The organism is Falsiroseomonas bella (genome assembly GCF_003173615.1).
GTDB lineage: Bacteria > Pseudomonadota > Alphaproteobacteria > Acetobacterales > Acetobacteraceae > Falsiroseomonas > Falsiroseomonas bella.
On sequence record NZ_QGNA01000003.1, the window covers coordinates 611,878 to 630,297 of the forward strand.

20 protein-coding genes are annotated in these 18,420 nt (G+C 71.8%); 7 read left to right on the forward strand and 13 right to left on the reverse strand.

Going from position 1 to position 18,420, the window contains the following annotated elements:
- Nucleotides 1-31 precede the first annotated feature (31 nt).
- Genes DFH01_RS15475 through DFH01_RS15495 form a run of 5 tightly spaced genes read left to right on the forward strand, consistent with a single transcriptional unit; the run spans nt 32 to nt 4,373 of the window.
- Nucleotides 32-1,033, forward strand: coding sequence for a TRAP transporter substrate-binding protein (locus DFH01_RS15475; RefSeq protein ID WP_109871340.1), 1,002 nt, complete (start codon nt 32-34; stop codon nt 1,031-1,033).
- Nucleotides 1,030-1,590: a TRAP transporter small permease subunit gene (locus DFH01_RS15480; RefSeq protein WP_233256127.1), complete on the forward strand. Its 561-nt coding sequence runs from the start codon at nt 1,030-1,032 to the stop codon at nt 1,588-1,590. Before DFH01_RS15475 ends, DFH01_RS15480 begins: the two co-directional genes overlap by 4 nt.
- The gene (locus DFH01_RS15485) at nt 1,587-2,882 is read left to right on the forward strand and encodes a TRAP transporter large permease (RefSeq protein ID WP_109871341.1); all 1,296 of its coding nucleotides are present in this window, start codon (nt 1,587-1,589) and stop codon (nt 2,880-2,882) included. Before DFH01_RS15480 ends, DFH01_RS15485 begins: the two co-directional genes overlap by 4 nt.
- Nucleotides 2,879-3,799, forward strand: a complete 921-nt coding sequence (locus DFH01_RS15490) for a hypothetical protein (protein ID WP_109871342.1) — start codon at nt 2,879-2,881, stop codon at nt 3,797-3,799. The genes DFH01_RS15485 and DFH01_RS15490 overlap by 4 nt, the downstream gene beginning before the upstream one ends.
- A gap of 55 nt (nt 3,800-3,854) precedes the next feature.
- Complete coding sequence (locus tag DFH01_RS15495; RefSeq protein ID WP_109871343.1) at nt 3,855-4,373, forward strand: MaoC family dehydratase; 519 nt, start codon at nt 3,855-3,857, stop codon at nt 4,371-4,373.
- Here DFH01_RS15495 and DFH01_RS15500 read toward each other — a convergent pair.
- The 6 genes from DFH01_RS15500 to DFH01_RS15525 all read right to left on the reverse strand — a co-directional run bounded on the left by DFH01_RS15500 (nt 4,370) and on the right by DFH01_RS15525 (nt 10,619).
- Nucleotides 4,370-5,305 carry an N-carbamoyl-D-amino-acid hydrolase gene (locus DFH01_RS15500; RefSeq protein WP_109871344.1) on the reverse strand — a complete coding sequence of 312 codons (936 nt, stop codon included), beginning with the start codon at nt 5,303-5,305 and terminating at the stop codon, nt 4,370-4,372. The two genes, DFH01_RS15495 and DFH01_RS15500, sit on opposite strands and share 4 nt — an antisense overlap.
- A 17-nt stretch (nt 5,306-5,322) precedes the next feature.
- On the reverse strand, nt 5,323-6,057 hold the full coding sequence (locus DFH01_RS15505; RefSeq protein WP_109871345.1) for an ATP-binding cassette domain-containing protein: 735 nt from the start codon (nt 6,055-6,057) through the stop codon (nt 5,323-5,325).
- Between the two features lie 143 nt (nt 6,058-6,200).
- A complete protein-coding gene (locus tag DFH01_RS15510; RefSeq protein WP_109871346.1) occupies nt 6,201-7,154 on the reverse strand; it encodes a sugar ABC transporter substrate-binding protein in 954 nt (317 codons plus the stop codon).
- 10 nt (nt 7,155-7,164) lie between these two features.
- Nucleotides 7,165-8,127 carry an ABC transporter permease gene (locus DFH01_RS15515; protein WP_109871347.1) on the reverse strand — a complete coding sequence of 321 codons (963 nt, stop codon included), beginning with the start codon at nt 8,125-8,127 and terminating at the stop codon, nt 7,165-7,167.
- A gap of 109 nt (nt 8,128-8,236) precedes the next feature.
- Nucleotides 8,237-9,640, reverse strand: a complete 1,404-nt coding sequence (locus DFH01_RS15520; RefSeq protein WP_109871348.1) for a xylulokinase — start codon at nt 9,638-9,640, stop codon at nt 8,237-8,239.
- A gap of 10 nt (nt 9,641-9,650) precedes the next feature.
- Entirely contained in the window at nt 9,651-10,619 is a 969-nt protein-coding gene (locus tag DFH01_RS15525; RefSeq protein WP_109871349.1) for a Bug family tripartite tricarboxylate transporter substrate binding protein, read from the reverse strand.
- Nucleotides 10,620-10,706: 87 nt separating this feature from the next.
- Here DFH01_RS15525 and DFH01_RS15530 point away from each other — a divergent pair, with 87 nt between their 5' ends.
- Nucleotides 10,707-11,399 carry a glutathione S-transferase family protein gene (locus tag DFH01_RS15530; protein ID WP_109871350.1) on the forward strand — a complete coding sequence of 231 codons (693 nt, stop codon included), beginning with the start codon at nt 10,707-10,709 and terminating at the stop codon, nt 11,397-11,399.
- 131 nt (nt 11,400-11,530) lie between these two features.
- On the opposite strand, the gene DFH01_RS15535 is transcribed toward DFH01_RS15530, so the two are convergent.
- Nucleotides 11,531-11,950: a VOC family protein gene (locus DFH01_RS15535; RefSeq protein ID WP_109871351.1), complete on the reverse strand. Its 420-nt coding sequence runs from the start codon at nt 11,948-11,950 to the stop codon at nt 11,531-11,533.
- Between the two features lie 56 nt (nt 11,951-12,006).
- On the opposite strand from DFH01_RS15535, the gene DFH01_RS15540 reads away from it, so the two are divergent.
- Nucleotides 12,007-12,717, forward strand: coding sequence for an RraA family protein (locus DFH01_RS15540; RefSeq protein WP_109871352.1), 711 nt, complete (start codon nt 12,007-12,009; stop codon nt 12,715-12,717).
- Nucleotides 12,718-12,724: 7 nt separating this feature from the next.
- Here the strand turns inward: DFH01_RS15540 and DFH01_RS15545 are convergent, their stop codons facing one another.
- The 6 genes from DFH01_RS15545 to aqpZ form a co-directional block, all read right to left on the reverse strand.
- Nucleotides 12,725-13,699: a DUF2950 domain-containing protein gene (locus DFH01_RS15545; protein ID WP_233256128.1), complete on the reverse strand. Its 975-nt coding sequence runs from the start codon at nt 13,697-13,699 to the stop codon at nt 12,725-12,727.
- An 18-nt stretch (nt 13,700-13,717) separates the two neighbouring features.
- A complete protein-coding gene (locus tag DFH01_RS15550; protein ID WP_158287774.1) occupies nt 13,718-15,295 on the reverse strand; it encodes a DUF3300 domain-containing protein in 1,578 nt (525 codons plus the stop codon).
- Nucleotides 15,292-15,888, reverse strand: a complete 597-nt coding sequence (locus DFH01_RS28230) for a DUF502 domain-containing protein (RefSeq protein ID WP_158287775.1) — start codon at nt 15,886-15,888, stop codon at nt 15,292-15,294. The genes DFH01_RS15550 and DFH01_RS28230 overlap by 4 nt, the downstream gene beginning before the upstream one ends.
- Complete coding sequence (locus DFH01_RS28235; RefSeq protein ID WP_158287776.1) at nt 15,885-16,487, reverse strand: hypothetical protein; 603 nt, start codon at nt 16,485-16,487, stop codon at nt 15,885-15,887. The genes DFH01_RS28230 and DFH01_RS28235 overlap by 4 nt, the downstream gene beginning before the upstream one ends.
- Nucleotides 16,488-16,510: 23 nt before the next feature.
- Nucleotides 16,511-17,515 (reverse strand): HAD family hydrolase, encoded by a 1,005-nt coding sequence (locus tag DFH01_RS15555; protein WP_109871354.1) that lies wholly within the window; start codon nt 17,513-17,515, stop codon nt 16,511-16,513.
- 117 nt (nt 17,516-17,632) lie between these two features.
- Nucleotides 17,633-18,373, reverse strand: a complete 741-nt coding sequence (gene aqpZ, locus DFH01_RS15560; protein WP_109871355.1) for an aquaporin Z — start codon at nt 18,371-18,373, stop codon at nt 17,633-17,635.
- Between the last annotated feature and the right edge of the window lie 47 nt (nt 18,374-18,420).

Here is an 18,420-nt window from a genome sequence, read left to right on the forward strand (position 1 = left end):
GTCTGGCCAGGGAGATCCAGGAGGACGAGACATGCAGCGACGCGACCTCATGCGGGCGGCCGGCGGCCTGAGCCTGGCCGGCGTTATCGGCGGCAAGGCGTCCGCGCAGTCCGCGACGCGCTGGGATGTGTCCATTCCCTGGGGCCCCTCGGAATTCCATACCGTCAATGCCGGCCGCTTCGCGACTGCCGTGCGGGAAGCGACGAACGGCGCGGTGCAGATGACCGTGCATGCCGGCGGCTCGCTCGGCGTCCGCGCGAACGAGACGGTGCGCGCCGTGGGCGACGGCGTGGTGCCCATGGCGGAGATGGCGGGCTTCCAGAATGTCGGCGACGTGCCGATGCTCGGCATCGAAAGCATCCCCTTCCTGATCGCCAGCTACGACGAGCTGGCGACCATGCATTCCCTCGTCCGCCCCACCTGGGAGCGCGAGCTGGAGCGTCGGAACAACGTCGTGCTCTACGTCGTGCCCTGGCCGATGCAGTGCATGTATTTCAAGAAGCCGATCAACACCGCGGCCGACCTGCGCGGCATCCGCATGCGCACCTACGACCGGGTGACGGCGGAGATGGTCACGCGCCTCGGCATGGTGCCGCAGCAGCTCACCAACCCCGATGTCGTGCCGGCGCTCGCCTCCGGCCGCGTGGATGCGGTGATGACCAGCGGCACCACCGCCGTCGCGCAGCGCTACTGGGAATTCCTGAAGCACACCTACGTCACCAACCACCTCTGGGCGTCCAACCTGATGGTGGTGAACCGGGAGAGCTGGAACCGTCTGCCGCAGGCCACGCGCGACACCATCATGCAGCTCGCGAAGCGCATGGAGCCGGAATTCTGGAACGTCTCGAAGGGCGAGCACGACCTGCGCATGGAGGAGCTGAAGCGCAACGGCATGACGGTGGCGCAGCCCGCCCCCGCCCTGCTGCAGGCGCTGCGCCAGGCCACCGCCACGATGGCGGATGACTTCGCCCGCACGAACGCGCCGGCCGGCCCGATCATCCAGCAGTTCCGCCAGCGCGTCGGCCGGGCGTGACGAGCGGCGATGACGCGCGCGCCGCGCCGCCCCCCCTGGCGGCGCTGCTGCGCGGCATCGACCTGCTCTGCGCCGCCGGCGCGGTGGTCGCCGCCGTCTCGGCGGCGCTGCTGGCGCTGATCCTGATCACCGAGGTGATCGCGACATCCTTCCTCGGCTGGTCGCAGCCCTGGGCGGTGGAATACGCGATCTACCTGCAATGCTTCGTGCTGTTCTGCGGCGCGGGCTGGACGCTGCGGCAGGGCGGGCATATCCGCGTCGGCATCCTGCTACAGGCGCTGGGGCCCGGCGCGGCCAGGCTACTCGACCTGCTCGGCACCACCTTCGCCCTCGGGATCCTGGGCTTCGCAACCTGGGCGCTGTGGCAGCAGCTGCTGCGCACGGTGGAGTTCGGCTCGACCTCCTACTACCCGATGGGCACGCCGCTCTGGATCCCGCAGGCGCTGCTGACGCTCGGTGTCACGCTGCTGCTGCTCGCCTTCTTCGCGCGGCTCTTGCGGCTGCTGGTCGGCCTGCGGCCCGACCTCGGCGCGGGCTATGGCGGCGGCGCCGAATGACGGGTCCGCTCGCCCTCGTCCTCGGCATGCTCGTCGTCACCCTGGCGGGTGGCGTGTGGGTCGGCGTTGCGTTGATGTCCATCGGAGTCGTCGCGCTCGAGACCTTCCGCGACATGCGGGTGGACCGATTCCTCGCGGGCGACATCTGGTCCAGCAGCACGGCGGTGGAGCTCATCACCCTGCCGCTCTTCATCCTGATGGGTGAGTTGCTGTTCCACACGCGCCTGTCGGAGAACCTGTTCCGCGGCCTCTCGCCCTGGACGCGGCGGCTGCCGGGGCGGCTCGTGCATGTGAACGTGCTGGGCTGCACGCTGTTCGCCGCCGTCTCCGGCAGCAGCGCCGCCACCACGGCGACGGTCGGGCGTATCACGCTGCAGGAGCTGCTCGCACGCGGCTACGACCGGCGGCTCGCGGTGGCCTCGCTGGCTGGCGCGGGAACGCTCGGCTTCCTCATCCCGCCCTCGATCCCCCTGATCGTGTATGGCGTCGTCGCTGATGTCTCGATCCTGGAGCTGTTCATCGCCGGACTGGTGCCTGGCCTGCTGCTGGCCGCGATGTTCATGGGCTGGATCGCCTTCCGTGCCTGGCGCGACCCTTCGCTCGTGCCCCCGCAGGAGCCCGCCATCCCGCGCGCCGAGGCGATCCGGTCGCTCGCGAACCTCATCCCGATCGTCTTCCTGATCGGCTTCGTGATGGGCAGCCTCTATTTCGGCTTCGCCTCCATCACGGAAGCGGCAGCCATCGGCGTGCTGGGGGCGCTGTTCGTCGCGATCGGCCAGCGCACGCTGACGCTGCACGGCCTGTGGCAGGCGCTGCTCGGCACAGTGAAGACCTGTTCGATGATCGGCCTGATCCTGGTGGGCGCGCTGTTCCTCTCCAAGGCAATGGCGCGCCTCGGCCTGCCGGCCGAGGTTGCGAACGAGATCCAGTCCTGGGGACTGCATCCCTACACGCTGATCCTCGTGCTGCTGCTGTTCTACCTGCTGCTGGGCTGCGTGCTGGACGGGCTCTCGGCCATCGTGATGACGCTGCCCGTCACGCTGCCGCTGGCCGTCGCGGCCGGTTTCGACCCGGTCTGGTTCGGCGTCTTCCTCATCATCACCATCGAGATGGCGCAGATCACCCCGCCGGTCGGCTTCAACCTGTTCGTCATCCAGGGCCTGACACGCGACGGCATCTTCCGCATCGCCGGCTGGGCCTGGCCCTTCTGCGCGATCATGATGGTCTTCACCGCGCTGATCACCGTCTTCCCGGAGATCGTGACCTTCCTGCCGCATTCCACGCGCGGATGAGCGCGCTGATCCGGCGCCATGGCATGGCGCTGATCGCGGCGGGGGCGCTGCTCGGCATCGCGGTGCCACCGCTTGCCGCCACGATGCGGCCCTGGCTGCTCTGGATCTCGCTGGCCGTGATGACACTTGCGCTGCTGCGGGTGGAGCCGGCGGCGCTCGTCGGCGTGCTGCGGCGGCCGCGCCTGGCGCTGCTGGTGCTGGCCTGGGTGACACTCGGCGTGCCGGCGCTGGTCTATGCGCTGCTGGCGCCCTTGCTGGCAGGCGGCAGCGCCTTCCTCGCCGCGGCCGTGCTGATCGCCGCGACACCCTCCGTGATGTCGGCCGCGGTTTTCGCGATCCTGCTCGGCGCCGATGCCGCGCTGCTGACGGTCGTGGCGATACCCTCGAATGCCTTGGCGCCGGTCTTGCTGCCGGCCGTCGCAGCCTTCATGGGTGTGTCCGCGCAGGTGGATCCCTGGGGGATGGCGCTGCGCCTGGCCGTGCTGGTCTTCGGCAGCTTCGCGCTGGCGGGGCTCGCGATCCGGCTTGCCGGGCGCCCTGCGCTGCGCAGCGCCGCACCCGTGCTCGACACCTGGATCGTCGTGCTGGTGACGGCCTCGGCGATCCCCTGCATGGACGGCGTGGGCGAGGCGCTGGCGGCGCGCCCGCTCGGCTTCCTGCTGATGCTGGGCTTCGCGCTCGGGCTGAACCTGGCGCTGCAGGCCATCGGCTTCGTGGTGTTCCTGCCGGCCCCGCGGGAGGGCGCGCTCTCCGCCGGCCTGGTCAGCGGCACGCGCAACATGGTGCTGCTGCTGGCGGCACTGGGCGATCCCGGGGAGAGCGACATCGGCCTGATCGTCGCGGCGGCGCAGCTTGCGCTCTTCGTCATGCCGGTGCTGGTCGCGCCCGCCTATCGCCGGTTGCGCCGCCGCACTTGACGCCGCGCACAGCCGGCGGCACGGAATTGTCCGGACAAATCGAGAGGGGGACGCCTTGGTCCAGACCCACAAGGAAGTCGCGCCCGGCCGCTTCCGCGAGACCTTCGGCCGCTATTTCGAGGATTTCGAGCCCGGCCACATCTACGAGCACCGCCCCAACCGCACGATCACGGAGACGGAGAACACCTGGTTCACGCTGCTGACGATGAACCAGCACCCGATGCATTTCGACGCGGAATACGCGAAGCATTCCGAGTTCGGCCGCTGCATCATCTGCTCCCCCTTCACCGTCGCGCTGATGGTGGGGATGAGCGTCTCCGACGTGTCGCAGAAGGCGATCGCCAATCTCGGCTGGAAGGAGATCAAGCTCACCTACCCGCTCTTCGCCGGCGACACGCTTTCCGCCGAGAGCGAGGTGCTGGACAAGCGGGAGAGCAAGTCGCGCCCGAATGCAGGGATCGTCACCATCCGCACGCGCGGCTTCAACCAGGATGGCAAGCTGGTCTGCGAGTTCGACCGCACCATGCTGATCGCGAAGCGCGGCTTCGAGGTGGAAGCGAAGGCCGGGTACTAGGCAGGCGGCTCGGCCCCGGTCCTCTCCACGATCATCCGGTAATGCTCCGGTCGGCGGTGGCGGGCGAAGTTGAAGATGTTGCGCTTGATCGGGTTCGCGGCGTCCAGGTCGCAACGCGCCATCACCAGCTCGTCGCCCGCCGTGATGGCCTGCGCCACGATCTCCCCGGTCGGCGCGATGATGCAGCTGCCGCCGATCTGCTCGATGCCTTCCTCCACGCCGGCCTTGGCCACGCCCACCACCCAGCAGCCATTCTGGTAGGCGCCGGCCTGCATGGAGAGGTGGTTGTGGAACTCGGCCAGCCGGTCGTGCTGCGGCGTCGTGGGATCGTGGCGCGGCGTGTTGTAGCCCAGCAGCACGAGCTCCGCCCCCTGCAGCCCCAGCACGCGCCAGGCTTCCGGCCAGCGGCGGTCGTTGCAGATCATCATCCCCGTGACGCCGCCGAAGGCGCGCCACACAGGCCAGCCGAGATTCCCAACTTCAAAGTAGCGCTTCTCCAGGTTCTGGAAGGGCCGCCAGGGCTCGTGCTCCGCATGGCCCGGCAGGTGGATCTTGCGGTATTTCCCGATCACCTGCCCGTCCTTGCCGACGAGGATCGCGGTGTTGAAGCGGCGCTGCCGCCCCTCCTCCTCGACCAGCTCGCAGTAGCCGAGATGGAAGCCGACGCCGAGGCGACGCGCCTCGTTGAACAGCGGCGCCGTCTCGTTGGAAGGCATCTCGCGCTCGAACCAGGCATCCAGTTCGGCCGCGTCCTCGATCCACCAATGCGGGAAGAACGCCGTCAGCGTCGCCTCGGGGAAGACGACCAGCTCGCAGCCCGTGGCGGCGCCCTGGCGCAGCAGCGCGATCAGGCGCTCCACCACCTGGGGGCGTGACTCGCTGCGCGCGATGGGGCCCATCTGCGCCGCGCCGATGGTGACGATCCTGGGCATGTCGCAAAGAACCTCCGTCAGGCCGCGCGCTGCATGATCATCGCGGCGAGGTCGCCCGCGGTCAGCCCCGCCACCGGCCGGTCCTGCACCTTGCGGCCACCGCGCAGGATCACCACGCGGTCAGCCACCGCGACCACATCCTGCATGGCGTGGCTGACCAGGATGACCGTGTGCTTCTCCGCTTGCAGGCGCCGGATCAGTTCCAGCACCTGCGCCGTCTCCTTCACGCCGAGAGCCGCGGTCGGCTCGTCCATGATGATGATGCGCGCGTCCCAGCGCAGCGCCCGGCAGATCGCGACCGCCTGCCGCTGCCCGCCGGAGAGGCGCTCCACCGGGGTCTCCATGTCCGCGATGTCCACGGCAAGGCGTGCAAGGAAGCCGCGGCTCATCTCCGCCATGCGGCGCTTGTCGAGCAGCCCGAAAGGCGGGCGCGTCAGCTCCGATCCGAGGAACACGTTCTGCCAGATAGAGAGCCGCGGCGCGACCGCGAGGTCCTGGTAGATCGTCGCGATTCCCTTCCGCAGCGCATCCTGCGGATCGCGGAATTTTTCGTTCGCGCCATCCAGCGCGATGCTGCCGGCGGTCGGCGCCTGCGCCCCGGCCAGGATCTTCACCAGCGAGGATTTTCCCGCGCCGTTGTCGCCGCAGAGCGCGACCACCTCGCCCGCGCCGATGTCGAAGTCCACGTCGCGCAGCGCGGTGACAGCGCCATAGGACATGCCGATGCCGCGGAGGGAGAGAAGCGGGGTCACGGGTGGAGACACCCGCACCCCGACCAGCCCGCGGCCTCGCGGCGATGCCGCAAGCCCCCGCTCCGCGGCAGAGGGAGCAGCATGCACGACTTCTCCCTCTCCCGCTTGCGCGGAAGGGTCGGGGTGGGGGTAATCCGCATCTCCTACAGGAACCGCCGCACGTTGTTCCCATCGACCAGGAACGCATCCATGAACAGATACGGCCCGGAGGTGATCGCGCCCTTAGGCTCGCCCTTCGCCACGATGCGCTCGACGGCGTCCACCGCCTTCGTCCCCATCTCCTCGAAGGGGATCGTCACCGTCGCCATCAGCGTGCTCTCGGGATCGGCGATGCGGCGATAGGTCTCGGCGCCGCCATCGATCGAGACGAACTTGACCTGGCCCTTCTTCGCGCCGCGCGCCTTCAGCAGGTCGTCGATCACGAAGGCCTGGCCGTCGAAGCTCGCCCAGATGCCCTGTGTCTGCGCGCCGTGGCGCAGCAGCAGCGCCTGGAAGCCCTGGCGCACGTCGTCGCGCCAGCTTGCCGTGCGCGCCATGGTGTGGCTGCCCAGCACGCGCACGCCGGTGTTCTCGCTCAGCACCACGTCCAGCACCTTGCCGCGGATGCGCGTGCCGACATTGCCCTCGAAGCGCTGCGTCAGGATGTTGCCCTGATAGCCAAGCTCGCCCAGCAGCCACAGCGCCGCCTCCGCTCCCACCTTGTACTCGTTCACCTGGATGTCGAAGAGCGTGTCGTTGGACGCGCCGGACATGATGGTGACCACCGGGACATTGGCCGCCTTGGCGCGCTGGAACTGCGCTTCCGCCTCCACCGGCTTGCCCATGCAGACGATGATCGCCTTCGGCCGGCGGCCGATCAGCGTGTCCAGCTGCTCGGCATGGCGCGGCAGCGATCCCTCGCTGTTCAGCACCGTCGCGTTCCAGCCCTTGGCGCGCGCGGCCGCCGCCGCGGCGTTGGCGGCGCGGGCATGCGTCTCGCTGCTCATCTGGAAGCCGATGATCGCGACATCCATCGCCTGCGCCAGCGCCGGCCGAGCCAGGGTCGCCGCCAGCGCCGCACCGCCGAGCATCAGGCCGCGCTTCGTGATCTGCTGCATCGTTCTCTCCCTACCTGCGGACATTCAGCTTCTTGACGAAAGGCGCCTTGCCCGTCCCGGTCGCGGACAGCGCCACGGAAAGCAGGATGATCGTGCCGAGGATGATGTCCTGCCAATAGTATTCGGCGCCAAGCAGCACCAGGCCATTGCCCAGCACCTTCAGCGTGAAGGCGGCGAAGAGCGTGCCTGGGATGTTCGGCCGGCCCGGCTCGAACATGCTCATCCCCAGCAGCACGGCGGCGATGGCGTAGAGGAAATGGTCGTTCGCCATCGCCGGCGCGGCGGAGGAGAGCGAGGAGGCCAGCAGCACTGCCGTCAGCCCCGCGCAGGCGCCCGCCAGCGTCAGCGCGAGCCGCTTCATGGACCGCGTGCGGATGCCGGCCAGGCGCGCTGCCTCGTCCGCCTCACCCGTCGCGACGAGATGCGCGCCGAGCCGCGTCCATTTCACCAGCAGCCAGGCCGCGAAGCCGATGCCGGCAAGCCACCAGATCAGGTTCGGCACGCCGAGCAGCGTCCCGCGCGCCAGGCCGGTGAAGGAGGCGGGCCAGCGGCCGACGAAGGCCACGCCCTGCGTGAGCATGAACGACAGGCCCTTTGCGATCGCCGCCACGCCGAGCGTCGCGATCAGCGATGGCACGTTCAGCACCGTCACCGCGACGCCGTTCGCCGCGCCGCACAGCGTGCCGACGGCCAGCCCGGCCGCGATGGCGATCCACGGATCGGTGCCGCCATGCACCAGCGCGCCCGTCACCACCGCGGCGAGCGACGCCACCTCGGCGACGGAGAGGTCGATCTCCGCGGTGACGAGCGCCAGGGTGAAGCCGATCGCCAGGATGCCGAGGAAGGCGGTCTCCTTCAGGATCAGCGCGATGTTGTCGGGCGTAAGGAAGACCGGGCTGGTGACCGCGAAGATGGCGAAGAGCCCGACGCCGGCCAGGGCGGTGCCGTAGCGCGCGAGGATGCGGCGGGTCATCGGGCGCGCCTCCCTCCCCCGCTTGCGGGGGAGGGTCGGGGTGGGGGCAGCGCGCGCTGCCTCAGACGAGCGACGAAACGCATCGCCCCAGCTTTCCCCAGCCGGCGCCCTACGAAAACCCCGCCAGCGCGCGCGACACCGGCGCCACGGCCTCTTCCGCCTGCCGGAACAGCGCATGCAGCCGAGTCGCCATCGCATGCCGCCGCGGATCGGGCGCAAACTGCGCCGCTGTCCGCACCAGCCGCGCCTGCATCACCTCCAGCGGAACGTCCTCCAGCGCCGCGAAGGCTGCGACCGCGCAGCCGAGCAGTCCCGGCTCGCGCCCTTCCGTCAGCACCACGGGCCGTCCCAGCACATCGGCGCGCAGCTGTGCCCAGCCCGGCATCGCGCCGCCGCCGCCCAGACGCAGCTCCTCCGCCGCGCGTCCGGTCGCGGCCTCGGCGCGCTCCAGGACGGTGCGGTTGTTCAGCGCGACACCCTGCATCACCGCGCGCCGCATCTCCGCCGCACCATGCTCGCGCGCCAGGCCAAGGAAGGCGCCGCGCAGCGCCGGGTCCCAATGCGGCACGCGCTCGCCGGCCAGCGTCGGCAGAAACAGCAGCGGCAAGGGATCGCCCGGCGGCGCTTCCTCCGCGGCCACGCCCATCGCGGCGAGCCAGGCGAGCAGGTCCGCGCCGTGCTGGCTCGGCCCGCCGAGCTGCCACAGCCCGCCCCAATCCACAGTCAGCAGCCCCGGCGCGACGGCGGGCGCGTCATGCAGCAGCCCCAGCACCTCCGTGGTGCCGGAGATGCAATAGGCGCAGCCAGCGCGCATCGCGCCCAGCCCCAGCACCGCCGCCCAGCTGTCATGCGCCATCGCCATCACGGGCAGCCCGGCGAGACGTGCAAGCGCGCCCGGCAGCCCGGCCCGCACATGCCCCATGACCTCCCCCGGCCGGTTCAGCGGCGGCAGCAGCGCGGGCAGTCCCGCCGACGCGAACAAGGTCGCCGACGCGGCCAGCCGCGCCGAGGAGATCACATCGGATGCCACCGCGCCGGTCAGGCAGGCATTCAGGTAGTCCTTCGGCTCGATGGCGGCCGCCGCGCGCGACAGCACCCCTGGCTCCTCGCCTGCGAGCCAGAACAGCCGGGCGAGCGGATGGAAGGCGCTGATCTGCGCCGTCTCCGCATGCCCGTCGGGCAGCCGGGCATGCAGCGCCGGCAGCCTCGCCTCGGCGCGCGTGTCGCCCCACAGGATCGCCGGGCGGAGTACCGCGCCCGCACGGTCCACCAGCACCAGGCTGCGCGTGAAGGCGCTGACGGCGACGGCGCGCAGCGTGGCGAAGCCGGCGGGATCGGCCGCAAGCAGCGCCTCGGCGCCCGCCTGCACCGCGCGCCACCAATCCTCCGGCTCCGCCTCTGCGCCGCTGCGCTGCGGCAGCGCATGCAGCGCGCGGATCCCGCCCTCTCCGCCGACCAGCGCGACGCGCAGGCTGGACCCGCCGAGGTCCACCGCCAGCACGGTGCCGCGCATGACGACGGCGCTAGCTCACCCGCAGCCCGGCGGCCTCGATCACGCGCGTCCACTTCGCATCCTCGGCGCGCACGAAGGGCTCGAACTCCGCCGAGGGAAGGAAGGCCGCCGTGCAGCCCTGGTTGGCGAGCGCCGCCGCCACGGCGGGCTGCGCCAGCGCCTGGCCCAGGGCGCCCGACAGCTTCTCCAGCGCCGCGCCCGGCACGCCCGTCGGCGCGACGATGCCCCACCAGGGCGCGATGGCGAAGCCGGGCAGCCCGGCCTCGCCGAGCGTCGGCACCTCCGGCGCCTGTGGCGCGCGGGTCGGCGTGCTGACGCCGAGGATGCGGATGCGGCCGGCCGCAGCGTGCTCCTGCACGGTGCTGAAGGCGTCGAAATAGTAGTCCACGCGCCCCGCCACCAGGTCGGTCATCGCCGGCGCGGAGCCGCGATAGGGCACATGCGTCGCCTGGATGCCCGCCGCGGTGTTGAACGCCTCCGCCGTCAGGTGGCTGGTCGAGCCCTGGCCGGAGGACGCGAAGTTCAGCTTGCCTGCATTCGCCTTCACATGGGCGACGAACTCCGCGAGCGTGCCGGGCAGCCCGTTCCGTACCACCAGCGCGAAGGGCCCCTGCCCGATCAGGCCGACGAAGCTGAAATCCTTCTGCGGGTCCCAGGGCACGTTCCGCTCGATCACCGGGCGGAAGAAGGTGCCGGCGCCGGCGATCAGGATCGAGTAGCCATCCGGTGGCGACTTCGCCACGTTCTCGGACCCGATCGCACCGCCCGCCCCGGCGCGGTGGTCCAGCACCACGGGCTGGCCAAGCGCGGGCGTCATCGCATCGCCCACGATGCGCGCGATGTTGCTGGTCGCGCCGCCCGGCGGCCAGGGCACGACGAAGCGCACGGGTCGCGTCGGGAAGGCGCCCTGCGCGCGCGCGACGGCCGGCGCGGCGATGACCAGGGCGGTGTTGGCGATCAGCCTGCGGCGCGTCGTCATGCGGCGTGTCTCCTCGGCGGGTGATCATGTTGCACATCCCGCACGCTGCGGCGCAACATCCACGGCGAGGATCGTGGAGGCGCGCCCGTGACGAAGCCCGTGCTGTATCTCGGCAGCGCCTGGTCCTCCTCCTGGTCGGTGGTGGGCTGGATGGCCTGCCGGCTCGGCGGGCTTGCGGTGGAGGAGCGCACGATCTTCCTCTCCCGCCCGGACAGTCCCGCGAAGCTGCGCGCGATCAGCCCCTCGGGCCGCGTGCCGGCGCTGCACCTGCCGGACGGCACGGTGCTCTGGGACAGCCTCGCCATCGCCGAGTGGCTGTGGGAGCGCGATCCCGCCTGCGCGATCTGGCCGCGCGATCCCGCGAAGCGCGCCCATGCCCGCTGCATGGCGGCGGAGCTGCACGGCCATTTCGACGAGGTGCGCAACGGCCTGCCGATGAACCTGATCAAGCGCTGGCCCGTGAAGGACGGGCTGCCCTCCCACGTGAAGCTGATGAACCGCCCCGGCGTGCGGACCGGCACGGAGCGGCTGGAGGCGATCTGGCGCGATGCGCTGGCGCGGCATGGCGGGCCGTATCTGACGGGCGAGGCCTTCTGCTTCGCCGACGCCGTGATGGCGCCGATGTGCAGCCGCTACGTCACCTATGGCGTCGAGCTTGCGCCGGAATCGATGGCCTTCATCGCGGCGCAGATGGAGAGCCCGCTGATGCGCGCGTGGCGCGCGCGGGCGGAACGGCAGGCCGACGAGATCGGGCGCGAGGTGGTGCTGCAGTATCCTTGATTGGTGCCCTCAGACGCCGGGCGCGCGCTCCGCGCGCTTGGCTTGGCGCCACGCACTGGCGTGCCTGCGGCGCGGATGGTTCCGGGCGCGGGCCGCCTTCGCGGCCTCGGCCCGCATCGCGGGCCGCCTGGTTAGCCCCGCCGCGGCCCACGGCCTGCCGGATAGGGCCAGCGCGGATCGTTGAACTCCTGCATCTCCAGCCAGTAGCCCTCCGGGTCCTTGAAGAAGCAGGAATACACCGTGCGCCCACCCAGCATGTTCGGGGGGCCGTCGAACTCCACGCCCTTCGCCTTGAAATAGGCATAGGCCTGCTCGACGTCGTCGACGAGGAAGGTGAACATCATCCCCTTCGTGCCGCGCGGCCGCCCCTCCTTGTTGCAGACGCCGAGGAAGCCCGTCGGGCTCACCTGGAAGACGCGGCACACGCCCTGGTCCAGCACCTGCGGCAGCTCCAGCACGTCGCGATAGAAGTTCGCCAGCCGGTCGAGGTCGTCGGTGTAGAGCCAGACGACATTCTGCTCGATGAACGGCTTCCACGTGGGCTGATCCATGTGACACCCTCTCCCGACAGGCCTGCGCAGCTTGGCGGGAAGGAGAGAGGCCGGCAATGACACCCCTGCCCGAGGCGCTCCGCGCGAAGCTCGCCGCGCTGCCGGTGCCGACGCTCTCCGCCGTGCTGTACGCGCGCGGCCTGCGCAGCCGCTTCCTGCATGGTGTGACGCCCGCCAACCCTGACGCGCCACGCATGGTCGGCCCGGCCTGGACCATCCGCGCCATCCCCGTGCGCGAGGACATGCGCGACGCCGTGGCGCGCGGCGAGGCGCCGAACCTGCACCGCAGCCTGTTCGCCGCCGCGCCGGAAGGCGCCGTGCTGGTCTGTGCCACCGGCGGCGCGGCGCATGTCTCGGTCCTCGGCGACATCATCGCGACGGCGCTGCATCGCCGGGGCGTCGCTGGCGTGGTGGTGGACAGCGGCGTCGCCGACCTGCCGGCGGTCGCGGCCATCCCGCTTCCGGTCTTCCATGCCGGCGGCTCCGCGCCGGTGCCCTCGGGCGCTGCAGTCATGGTCGTGGATGGCGGGGTGCCGGTCGGGCTCGGCGCCGTCGCTGTTTTCCCCGACGACGTGATGGTTGGCGATGCCTGCGGCGTGGTGTGCATCCCGCGCAGCATCGCCGAGCAGGTCGCCGAGGAAGCCGCCGCGAAGCGCGACTTCGAAGCCTGGGTCGAGGAACAGATCGCGGCCGGCGCTTCCCTCGACGGGCTCTACCCGCCCGATGCCGCGACGCGGGCGCGCTACACCGCGGCCTGCCGCGCGTGATGCGGCATCAGTCCGCCACGCGCGACCAGCCCGGCCCGGGATCGAAGGCCGTGATGCCCGCGGCGGCGCGCGCGGTGTCGCGCCCGAGGTCGCGCTCCCACACCACGCCGTCATGGCTGATCATGAAGCTCTTCCAGCCGGTGCTGCCATAGGTGGCCGGCCAGGCGAGCACGGCGAAGCCGCCGATCATCCTGCCATTCACCACCCAGTCCATCGCCCCGCCCGGCGCCGCCGGCCCCTGCCGCGTCAGGATGCGGAAGTAGTAGCCGTGATAGGGCTGCGGCGCGTCGCCACGCCCGCGCGCATAGCCGCCAGCGCTCGCCGCGGCGATCAGCGGGCCGAGCGGGCTCTGCGCCTCGCCTGGCGCACTCGGCCACCAGAGGCCGTCGCGCTGGCCCGGGGTCGAGAAGAAGCGCTGCGCATAGGCACGCAGGCCGCCGTGCCGGCCCGGGCCGGCGGCGAAGTCGGCCTGCGCATCCGCGATGGCGCGCAGCGTGTCGATCACGTCGAGCTCGTTGCGGCCGATCCGCCGGTCCACCAACTCCTGCGCGCCGGCGCGCGCGTCGAAGCGCCAGGCGCCGCCGCTGAGACGCATCGGAATGGGCAGCGGCCAGCCATCGGCGCCGACCATCAGCACCGCACGATCCGGCGCAGGCCGCTCGATCCGGTGGCCTGCGGCATAGAGCGCCGTGAATTGCTCTCGCGCCGCCTGGTCGGCCACGCGATCGCCGGAACGGATCAACCGACGCCCTGCCTCCCCGAGGACGCGGAGCAGACGCCGTTCGTCATGCTTCGCGACCGCGTCCGCGAAGGCGGCGAAGCCCTCATCCGGGCTGCGGAAGCGCTGCGGGGGCACCGGCTGCGGCGCCGGCGCGGCTGCGGGAGGCTGCGCGGCCGGCGCAGCGGGGGCAGCGGTCTGGGCGAGAGCGCCCGGCATGGCGAGGCCAAGGACCAGCAAGACCGCGGGGAAGGCTCGGATCATGGCTGCGTTCCTCCGGCCCTACCTGCCTCGTCCACCGCCGCCGCCGCCGCGCTGCGGCGCCGCACGCTGGGGCGCCGAGCGCTGCGGCGCGGGGCGCGCCTGCGCCGCCTGCCGGCTGGCCTGCCCGCGCGAGGCGGCGGCGGCGTCACGTTGCGGATTGGCTGCCCCTTGCAGCGCGCCGCGGTCGGCGCGTTGCGGCGCCGCGGGCTGCACCTGTGGCCGGCCACTTGCGGTCCGGGCGGGTTGCCGGTCGGCGGCGGCGGGACGCTCGGCGGGACGCTGCGCAGGCCGCTCGGCCGGGCGTTCCGCCGGACGCTGCGCAGGCCGTTCGGCCGGGCGCTGCGCCGGACCGGCGCCGTCGCGGCGATCCGCGAGGTTCTGGCGATCGCCGGCTCCGCCCGGACGCTGCGCCTGCCCACGGTCGCCAAGGTTCGGCCGATCGCCGCCACCCGGCCGTTCGCGATCCCCGACGCCCGGCCGATCGCCGGCGGCCGGCCGGTCACGCTCGCCGATCTGCGCCCGGTCCAGGCCACCTTCCCTCTGGATCTGCTCCGTGCGGCCGCGGAACTGCTCGCGCGCATCCGCGCGCTGCGGCGTGCCGGAAGGGCGATAGGTGTTGCGCACCTGGTCATTCCGATACGCCACGCCGTGGCGATGCGTCTCGTCGTGTCGCCAGACGTTGTTGTTGATCTGCGCCCGGTTGACGTTGATGTTGTTGTAGCGGTTGACGTTGACGTTCACGTTGCCGCGCCCCCAGCCGGGCGAGGCCCAGCCCCAGAGCGAGCCCACCAGCGCCACGCCGCCGGCGAAGGCCATGCCGGTCAGCAGCGCATTGCCGATGCCCCAGGACGGCGGTGGCGGATAATAGGTTGGCGGGTAGGACGCATAGGGCCAGGTGCCGTAGACGACATTCGGGTTGTAGGCGGGCACATAGACCGTCTCCGGCTGCGTCGGCTCGATGACGATCATCTGCGGCGGCGGCGCCACCACCGGCGCAACCGCGCCCGGCGCCGGCGCGGCGACGACATTGGTCGTCACGTTCACCGTCTGCTGCGGCCCGCTCTGCAGCGTGCCGGCGGCATGGGCGCGCCCGCGCAGCACCTGCACGGCGTTCAGCACGTCTTCCTGCTGCCCGAGCAGCGCATCGCCCACCTGCTGCGTCCAGTCGAGCTGGTCGCTCATCATCGTCAGCACGTCCGGGAACGGCACCAGCGACTTGACGGAGGGATCCCAGCTCTGCGCCTCCAGCGCCTTCGCCAAATCCTCCCCCTTGAGCTGGGCGTTGTTCCCCTGCCCGACCCAGCGCTGTGCCTGAACCACCTCCAGCGGATAGGTGGACGCCATCAGCACCTGCATCAGCAGGCTGTCGGGATAGAGCGCGATCGGCGCCAGCAGCGCCTCGAGCTGGCCCTGGTCGAGGCGGTCGTTCTGCCCCGCCTGCGTGGGCTGCGCGGCCGGCTGCGGCGCGGGCGCCGCCGTCTGCGCCAGGGCCGTGCCCGGTGGATGGGTGCAGACCGCGCCGCCGAAGCCGGCCGCGACGAGCAGCAGCAGCGTGGGACGCCAGGGACCGCTGCGCCCGCCCATACCACGCTTCATCGCTGTCCTCCCCCAACCGGCACCACGGTTGCCCGCGCCGCTTCGGCGTTCTGGAGCAGTTCGCGCAGCCCGAGCCCCCAGGAGGCGACGCACCGCAGGAACGGCATGAGCGGCACGTCCAGCACTCTGACCCTGTCGGCCGTGAAAAGATAGACGGCGCCGGACATCGCCCCCGGTGAGCCAGGGACGAAGACAACGAGACGCCCGTCGGCGAGTTCGTCCATCACCAGCGCGGGGCACTCGCCCTCCTCGATGCTGGCAAGCGCGGGGCGCGGCCGGCGACCTTCTTCCGCGGTCAGGCCTTCGCCGAGCATCGCCTTGGCCAGGCGATAGCCGGGTATGCGCTCGAACAGCAGGCGATCGGCGTTGCGCCGCAGCGCGGCGCCCATGGCGGAGCGCACGAGCAGCCCGACCGCCAGGCACAGCACCACCAGCAGCGCGACCGCCCCGACCAGCGGATGCACGAATTGCGACGAGAGCGGATCGGCGGCGTCGCGCAGCCGCGCCACGATCCCGATCACCAGCAGCGCGAGCGCGCCCAGCGGCAGCACCACCAGCGCCCCATCCAGCAGGGCGCGGCGCAGCTGCCTCATCGGCCGCGCGCCGGCTGCACGCTGATCGCCAGCGCCTCGACCCAGGTGACATCCACCTCGTCGCCCGGCCGCAGGCCGGCGACATACTCCCGCACCCGCGGATCCTGCGGCACCAGGGATCGCACGCCGGCCGGCCCCTCGAAAGTGACGCGCCCATCGGCGGGATTCACGGAGACGATCCTCACCCGCACGCGCAGCGCCTCGCCAGCCACCGCGCCGGGCCGCTGGCCGGGCTCGGCCCGACCGGCGCCCGTCACGGCCTGCGGCTCCGCCGTGCTGCCGGGCGGCGCCATCTCCAGCAGCAGCGCGTCGCGATACTCCACCACCACGCGGTCCCCCGCGCGCACCTGCGCCAGGTTGCGCACCTCAGGCCCGGCGGTGATGGTGGCGAGCCGGCCGTCCTGCGCGCGCAGCACCACCTGGCGCGTCGCCTGGTCCACGCTCTGCACCGTCGCCGCGCCGCGCACCACGCGCTCCCGCGCGAAGGGTTCCGCCGCCGTGGGCGCTGCCGGCGTGGGTTGCGGCGCCGCGGTCTGCGCCAGCGCGGGCTGCGCGAGCAGCAGCGCGCCGAGCGCCGCGGCGAGATGGCGTCCTGACATGGCCTTCCTCCTGGTGTCTTGCGTCACGCGTCGCCGGGGAACACGCGGCGCCAATCCTGCCGCATGGAGATCACCGACCAGCCGCGCTGCGGTGCCTCGTCCAGCGCCTTGGCGAGCCGGCCGACATGGCTCTCCCGGTCATAGGCGTATTCGCGCTCCGCATCGTCGTGGCGGAGGATCATGCCGAGGCGGCGCCCGGCGCCTTCCGTGGTGTATCGCAGCATCTCATGGTCGCCATCCGAATTGCCGAAGGCGGCGATGGGCCGCTGCCCGATGTGCCGCGCGATGCCCACGGGCTTGCCGGGGCCGTCATCCACGAAGTCGAGGCGCGGCTCGCGCGTCAGCGTGATGCGGCCATCCTGCTCGCCGGGCTTCAGCGCGAAGGTCGAGCCGATGACCCGGTGCGGCGGGATGCCGTAGGTCCCGGCCGAGAAGGCGCGGATGAACTCGACGCCGCCGCCCGAGACGATGAAGCTGGTGAAGCCGTTCGCGCCCAGGAAGGCCAGCACCTCCAGCATCGGCTGGTAGACCAGTTCCGTGTAGGGCCGGCGCCAGCGCGCATCGCGCGCCGTGGCGAGCCATGCGGACGCGAGGCGCTGGAATTCCTCGGGCGTGTTGCCAGCCTGCGCCGCGCCGGCGAGCTTCAGCAGCGCCTCCATCCCGCCGCGCGCGGCTTCCTGCAGATTGCCCGCGATCGCGGCCCGGAAGGTGGGGTCCTCCTGCCATTGTGGGTTCCGCGGCGCCAATTCGCGGATACGGTCCAGGATGAAGAACAGCTGCGTGTAGGCCGGCTGCTCGACCCAGAGCGTGCCGTCATTGTCGAAGACGGCGATGCGCGCCGCGGGCGGCACGAAGGCCTCGCCGCCCTCGCGCGTCACGGCGGCGACGAAGTCGCGCAGTGCCTGCTTGCGTGGACCTTCGCGCCAGGAGGGCAGCGGGTCCGTGGCGGGCTGCGCGCGTGGCGCCGCCGCGCCCGTCGTGGCCAGAAGCAGGCCGAGCGCCGCGCGCCGCGGCAACACGCTCGTCATGCGACGCCTCCTTCCCCGCCCGGGTGCCGGCAGGCGGGCGGGGGGAACCGCCCGCCTGCCACGAGGCAGCCGCCCTGGGGGGCAAGGCGACTGCCCGGCATCATCCTTCGCGTCCCGTCACTCGGCCGCGCGGATCTCGGCGCCACGCGGCGCGCCCTCGATATCGGCCTCGCGGTCCGGCGACAGGCTGCGATAGACCAAGCCGGCGAGCACCGCGCCCGCGATCGGCGCGATCCAGAACAGCCAGAGCTGCGCCAGCGCCCAGCCGCCCACGAAGATCGCGGGGCCCGTGCTGCGCGCGGGATTCACGCTGGTGTTGGTCACCGGGATGCTGATCAGGTGGATCAGCGTCAGGCAGAGGCCGATCGCGATCGGCGCGAAGCCCGCCGGCGCCCTGCCATGCGTCGCGCCGAGGATGACGAAGAGGAAGAAGAAGGTCATCGCCACCTCGGTGACGAGCCCCGACATCATCCCGTACTTGCCCGGCGAATGATCGCCATAGCCGTTGGAGGCGAAGCCGGCGGAGAGATCGAAGCCCGCCTTGCCGCTGGCGATCAGGTAGAGGATCGCGGCGCCGGCGACGGCGCCGGCGACCTGCGCGACGATGTAGGGCACCGCCTCGCCGGCCGGGAAGCGCCCGCCGGCCACCAGCCCGAGCGTCACGGCCGGGTTCAGGTGGCAGCCGGAGATATGGCCGATGGCGTAGGCCATCGTCAGCACCGTCAGGCCGAAGGCGAGGGAGACGCCGAGCAGCCCGATCCCCACCTCGGGGAAGGCCGCCGCCAGCACGGCGGAGCCGCAGCCGCCGAGCACGAGCCACAGGGTGCCGATGAACTCGGCCGTGAGTTTCGCTTGCATGATGACGTCTCGTTCCTGGGTCGGTCAGCCGTGCCGCCGCGCATCCG

Coding starts and splice junctions, on each gene's coding strand:
- DFH01_RS15475 (WP_109871340.1), top strand. CDS start 32: ATGCAGCGACGCGACCTCATGCGGGCGGCCGGCGGCCTGAGCCTGGCC.
- DFH01_RS15485 (WP_109871341.1), top strand. CDS start 1,587: ATGACGGGTCCGCTCGCCCTCGTCCTCGGCATGCTCGTCGTCACCCTG.
- DFH01_RS15490 (WP_109871342.1), top strand. CDS start 2,879: ATGAGCGCGCTGATCCGGCGCCATGGCATGGCGCTGATCGCGGCGGGG.
- DFH01_RS15500 (WP_109871344.1), bottom strand. CDS start 5,305: ATGCCCAGGATCGTCACCATCGGCGCGGCGCAGATGGGCCCCATCGCG.
- DFH01_RS15510 (WP_109871346.1), bottom strand. CDS start 7,154: ATGCAGCAGATCACGAAGCGCGGCCTGATGCTCGGCGGTGCGGCGCTG.
- DFH01_RS15515 (WP_109871347.1), bottom strand. CDS start 8,127: ATGACCCGCCGCATCCTCGCGCGCTACGGCACCGCCCTGGCCGGCGTC.
- DFH01_RS15520 (WP_109871348.1), bottom strand. CDS start 9,640: ATGCGCGGCACCGTGCTGGCGGTGGACCTCGGCGGGTCCAGCCTGCGC.
- DFH01_RS15525 (WP_109871349.1), bottom strand. CDS start 10,619: ATGACGACGCGCCGCAGGCTGATCGCCAACACCGCCCTGGTCATCGCC.
- DFH01_RS15535 (WP_109871351.1), bottom strand. CDS start 11,950: ATGGATCAGCCCACGTGGAAGCCGTTCATCGAGCAGAATGTCGTCTGG.
- DFH01_RS15540 (WP_109871352.1), top strand. CDS start 12,007: ATGACACCCCTGCCCGAGGCGCTCCGCGCGAAGCTCGCCGCGCTGCCG.
- DFH01_RS15545 (WP_233256128.1), bottom strand. CDS start 13,699: ATGATCCGAGCCTTCCCCGCGGTCTTGCTGGTCCTTGGCCTCGCCATG.
- DFH01_RS15550 (WP_158287774.1), bottom strand. CDS start 15,295: ATGAAGCGTGGTATGGGCGGGCGCAGCGGTCCCTGGCGTCCCACGCTG.
- DFH01_RS28230 (WP_158287775.1), bottom strand. CDS start 15,888: ATGAGGCAGCTGCGCCGCGCCCTGCTGGATGGGGCGCTGGTGGTGCTG.
- DFH01_RS28235 (WP_158287776.1), bottom strand. CDS start 16,487: ATGTCAGGACGCCATCTCGCCGCGGCGCTCGGCGCGCTGCTGCTCGCG.
- DFH01_RS15555 (WP_109871354.1), bottom strand. CDS start 17,515: ATGACGAGCGTGTTGCCGCGGCGCGCGGCGCTCGGCCTGCTTCTGGCC.
- aqpZ (WP_109871355.1), bottom strand. CDS start 18,373: ATGCAAGCGAAACTCACGGCCGAGTTCATCGGCACCCTGTGGCTCGTG.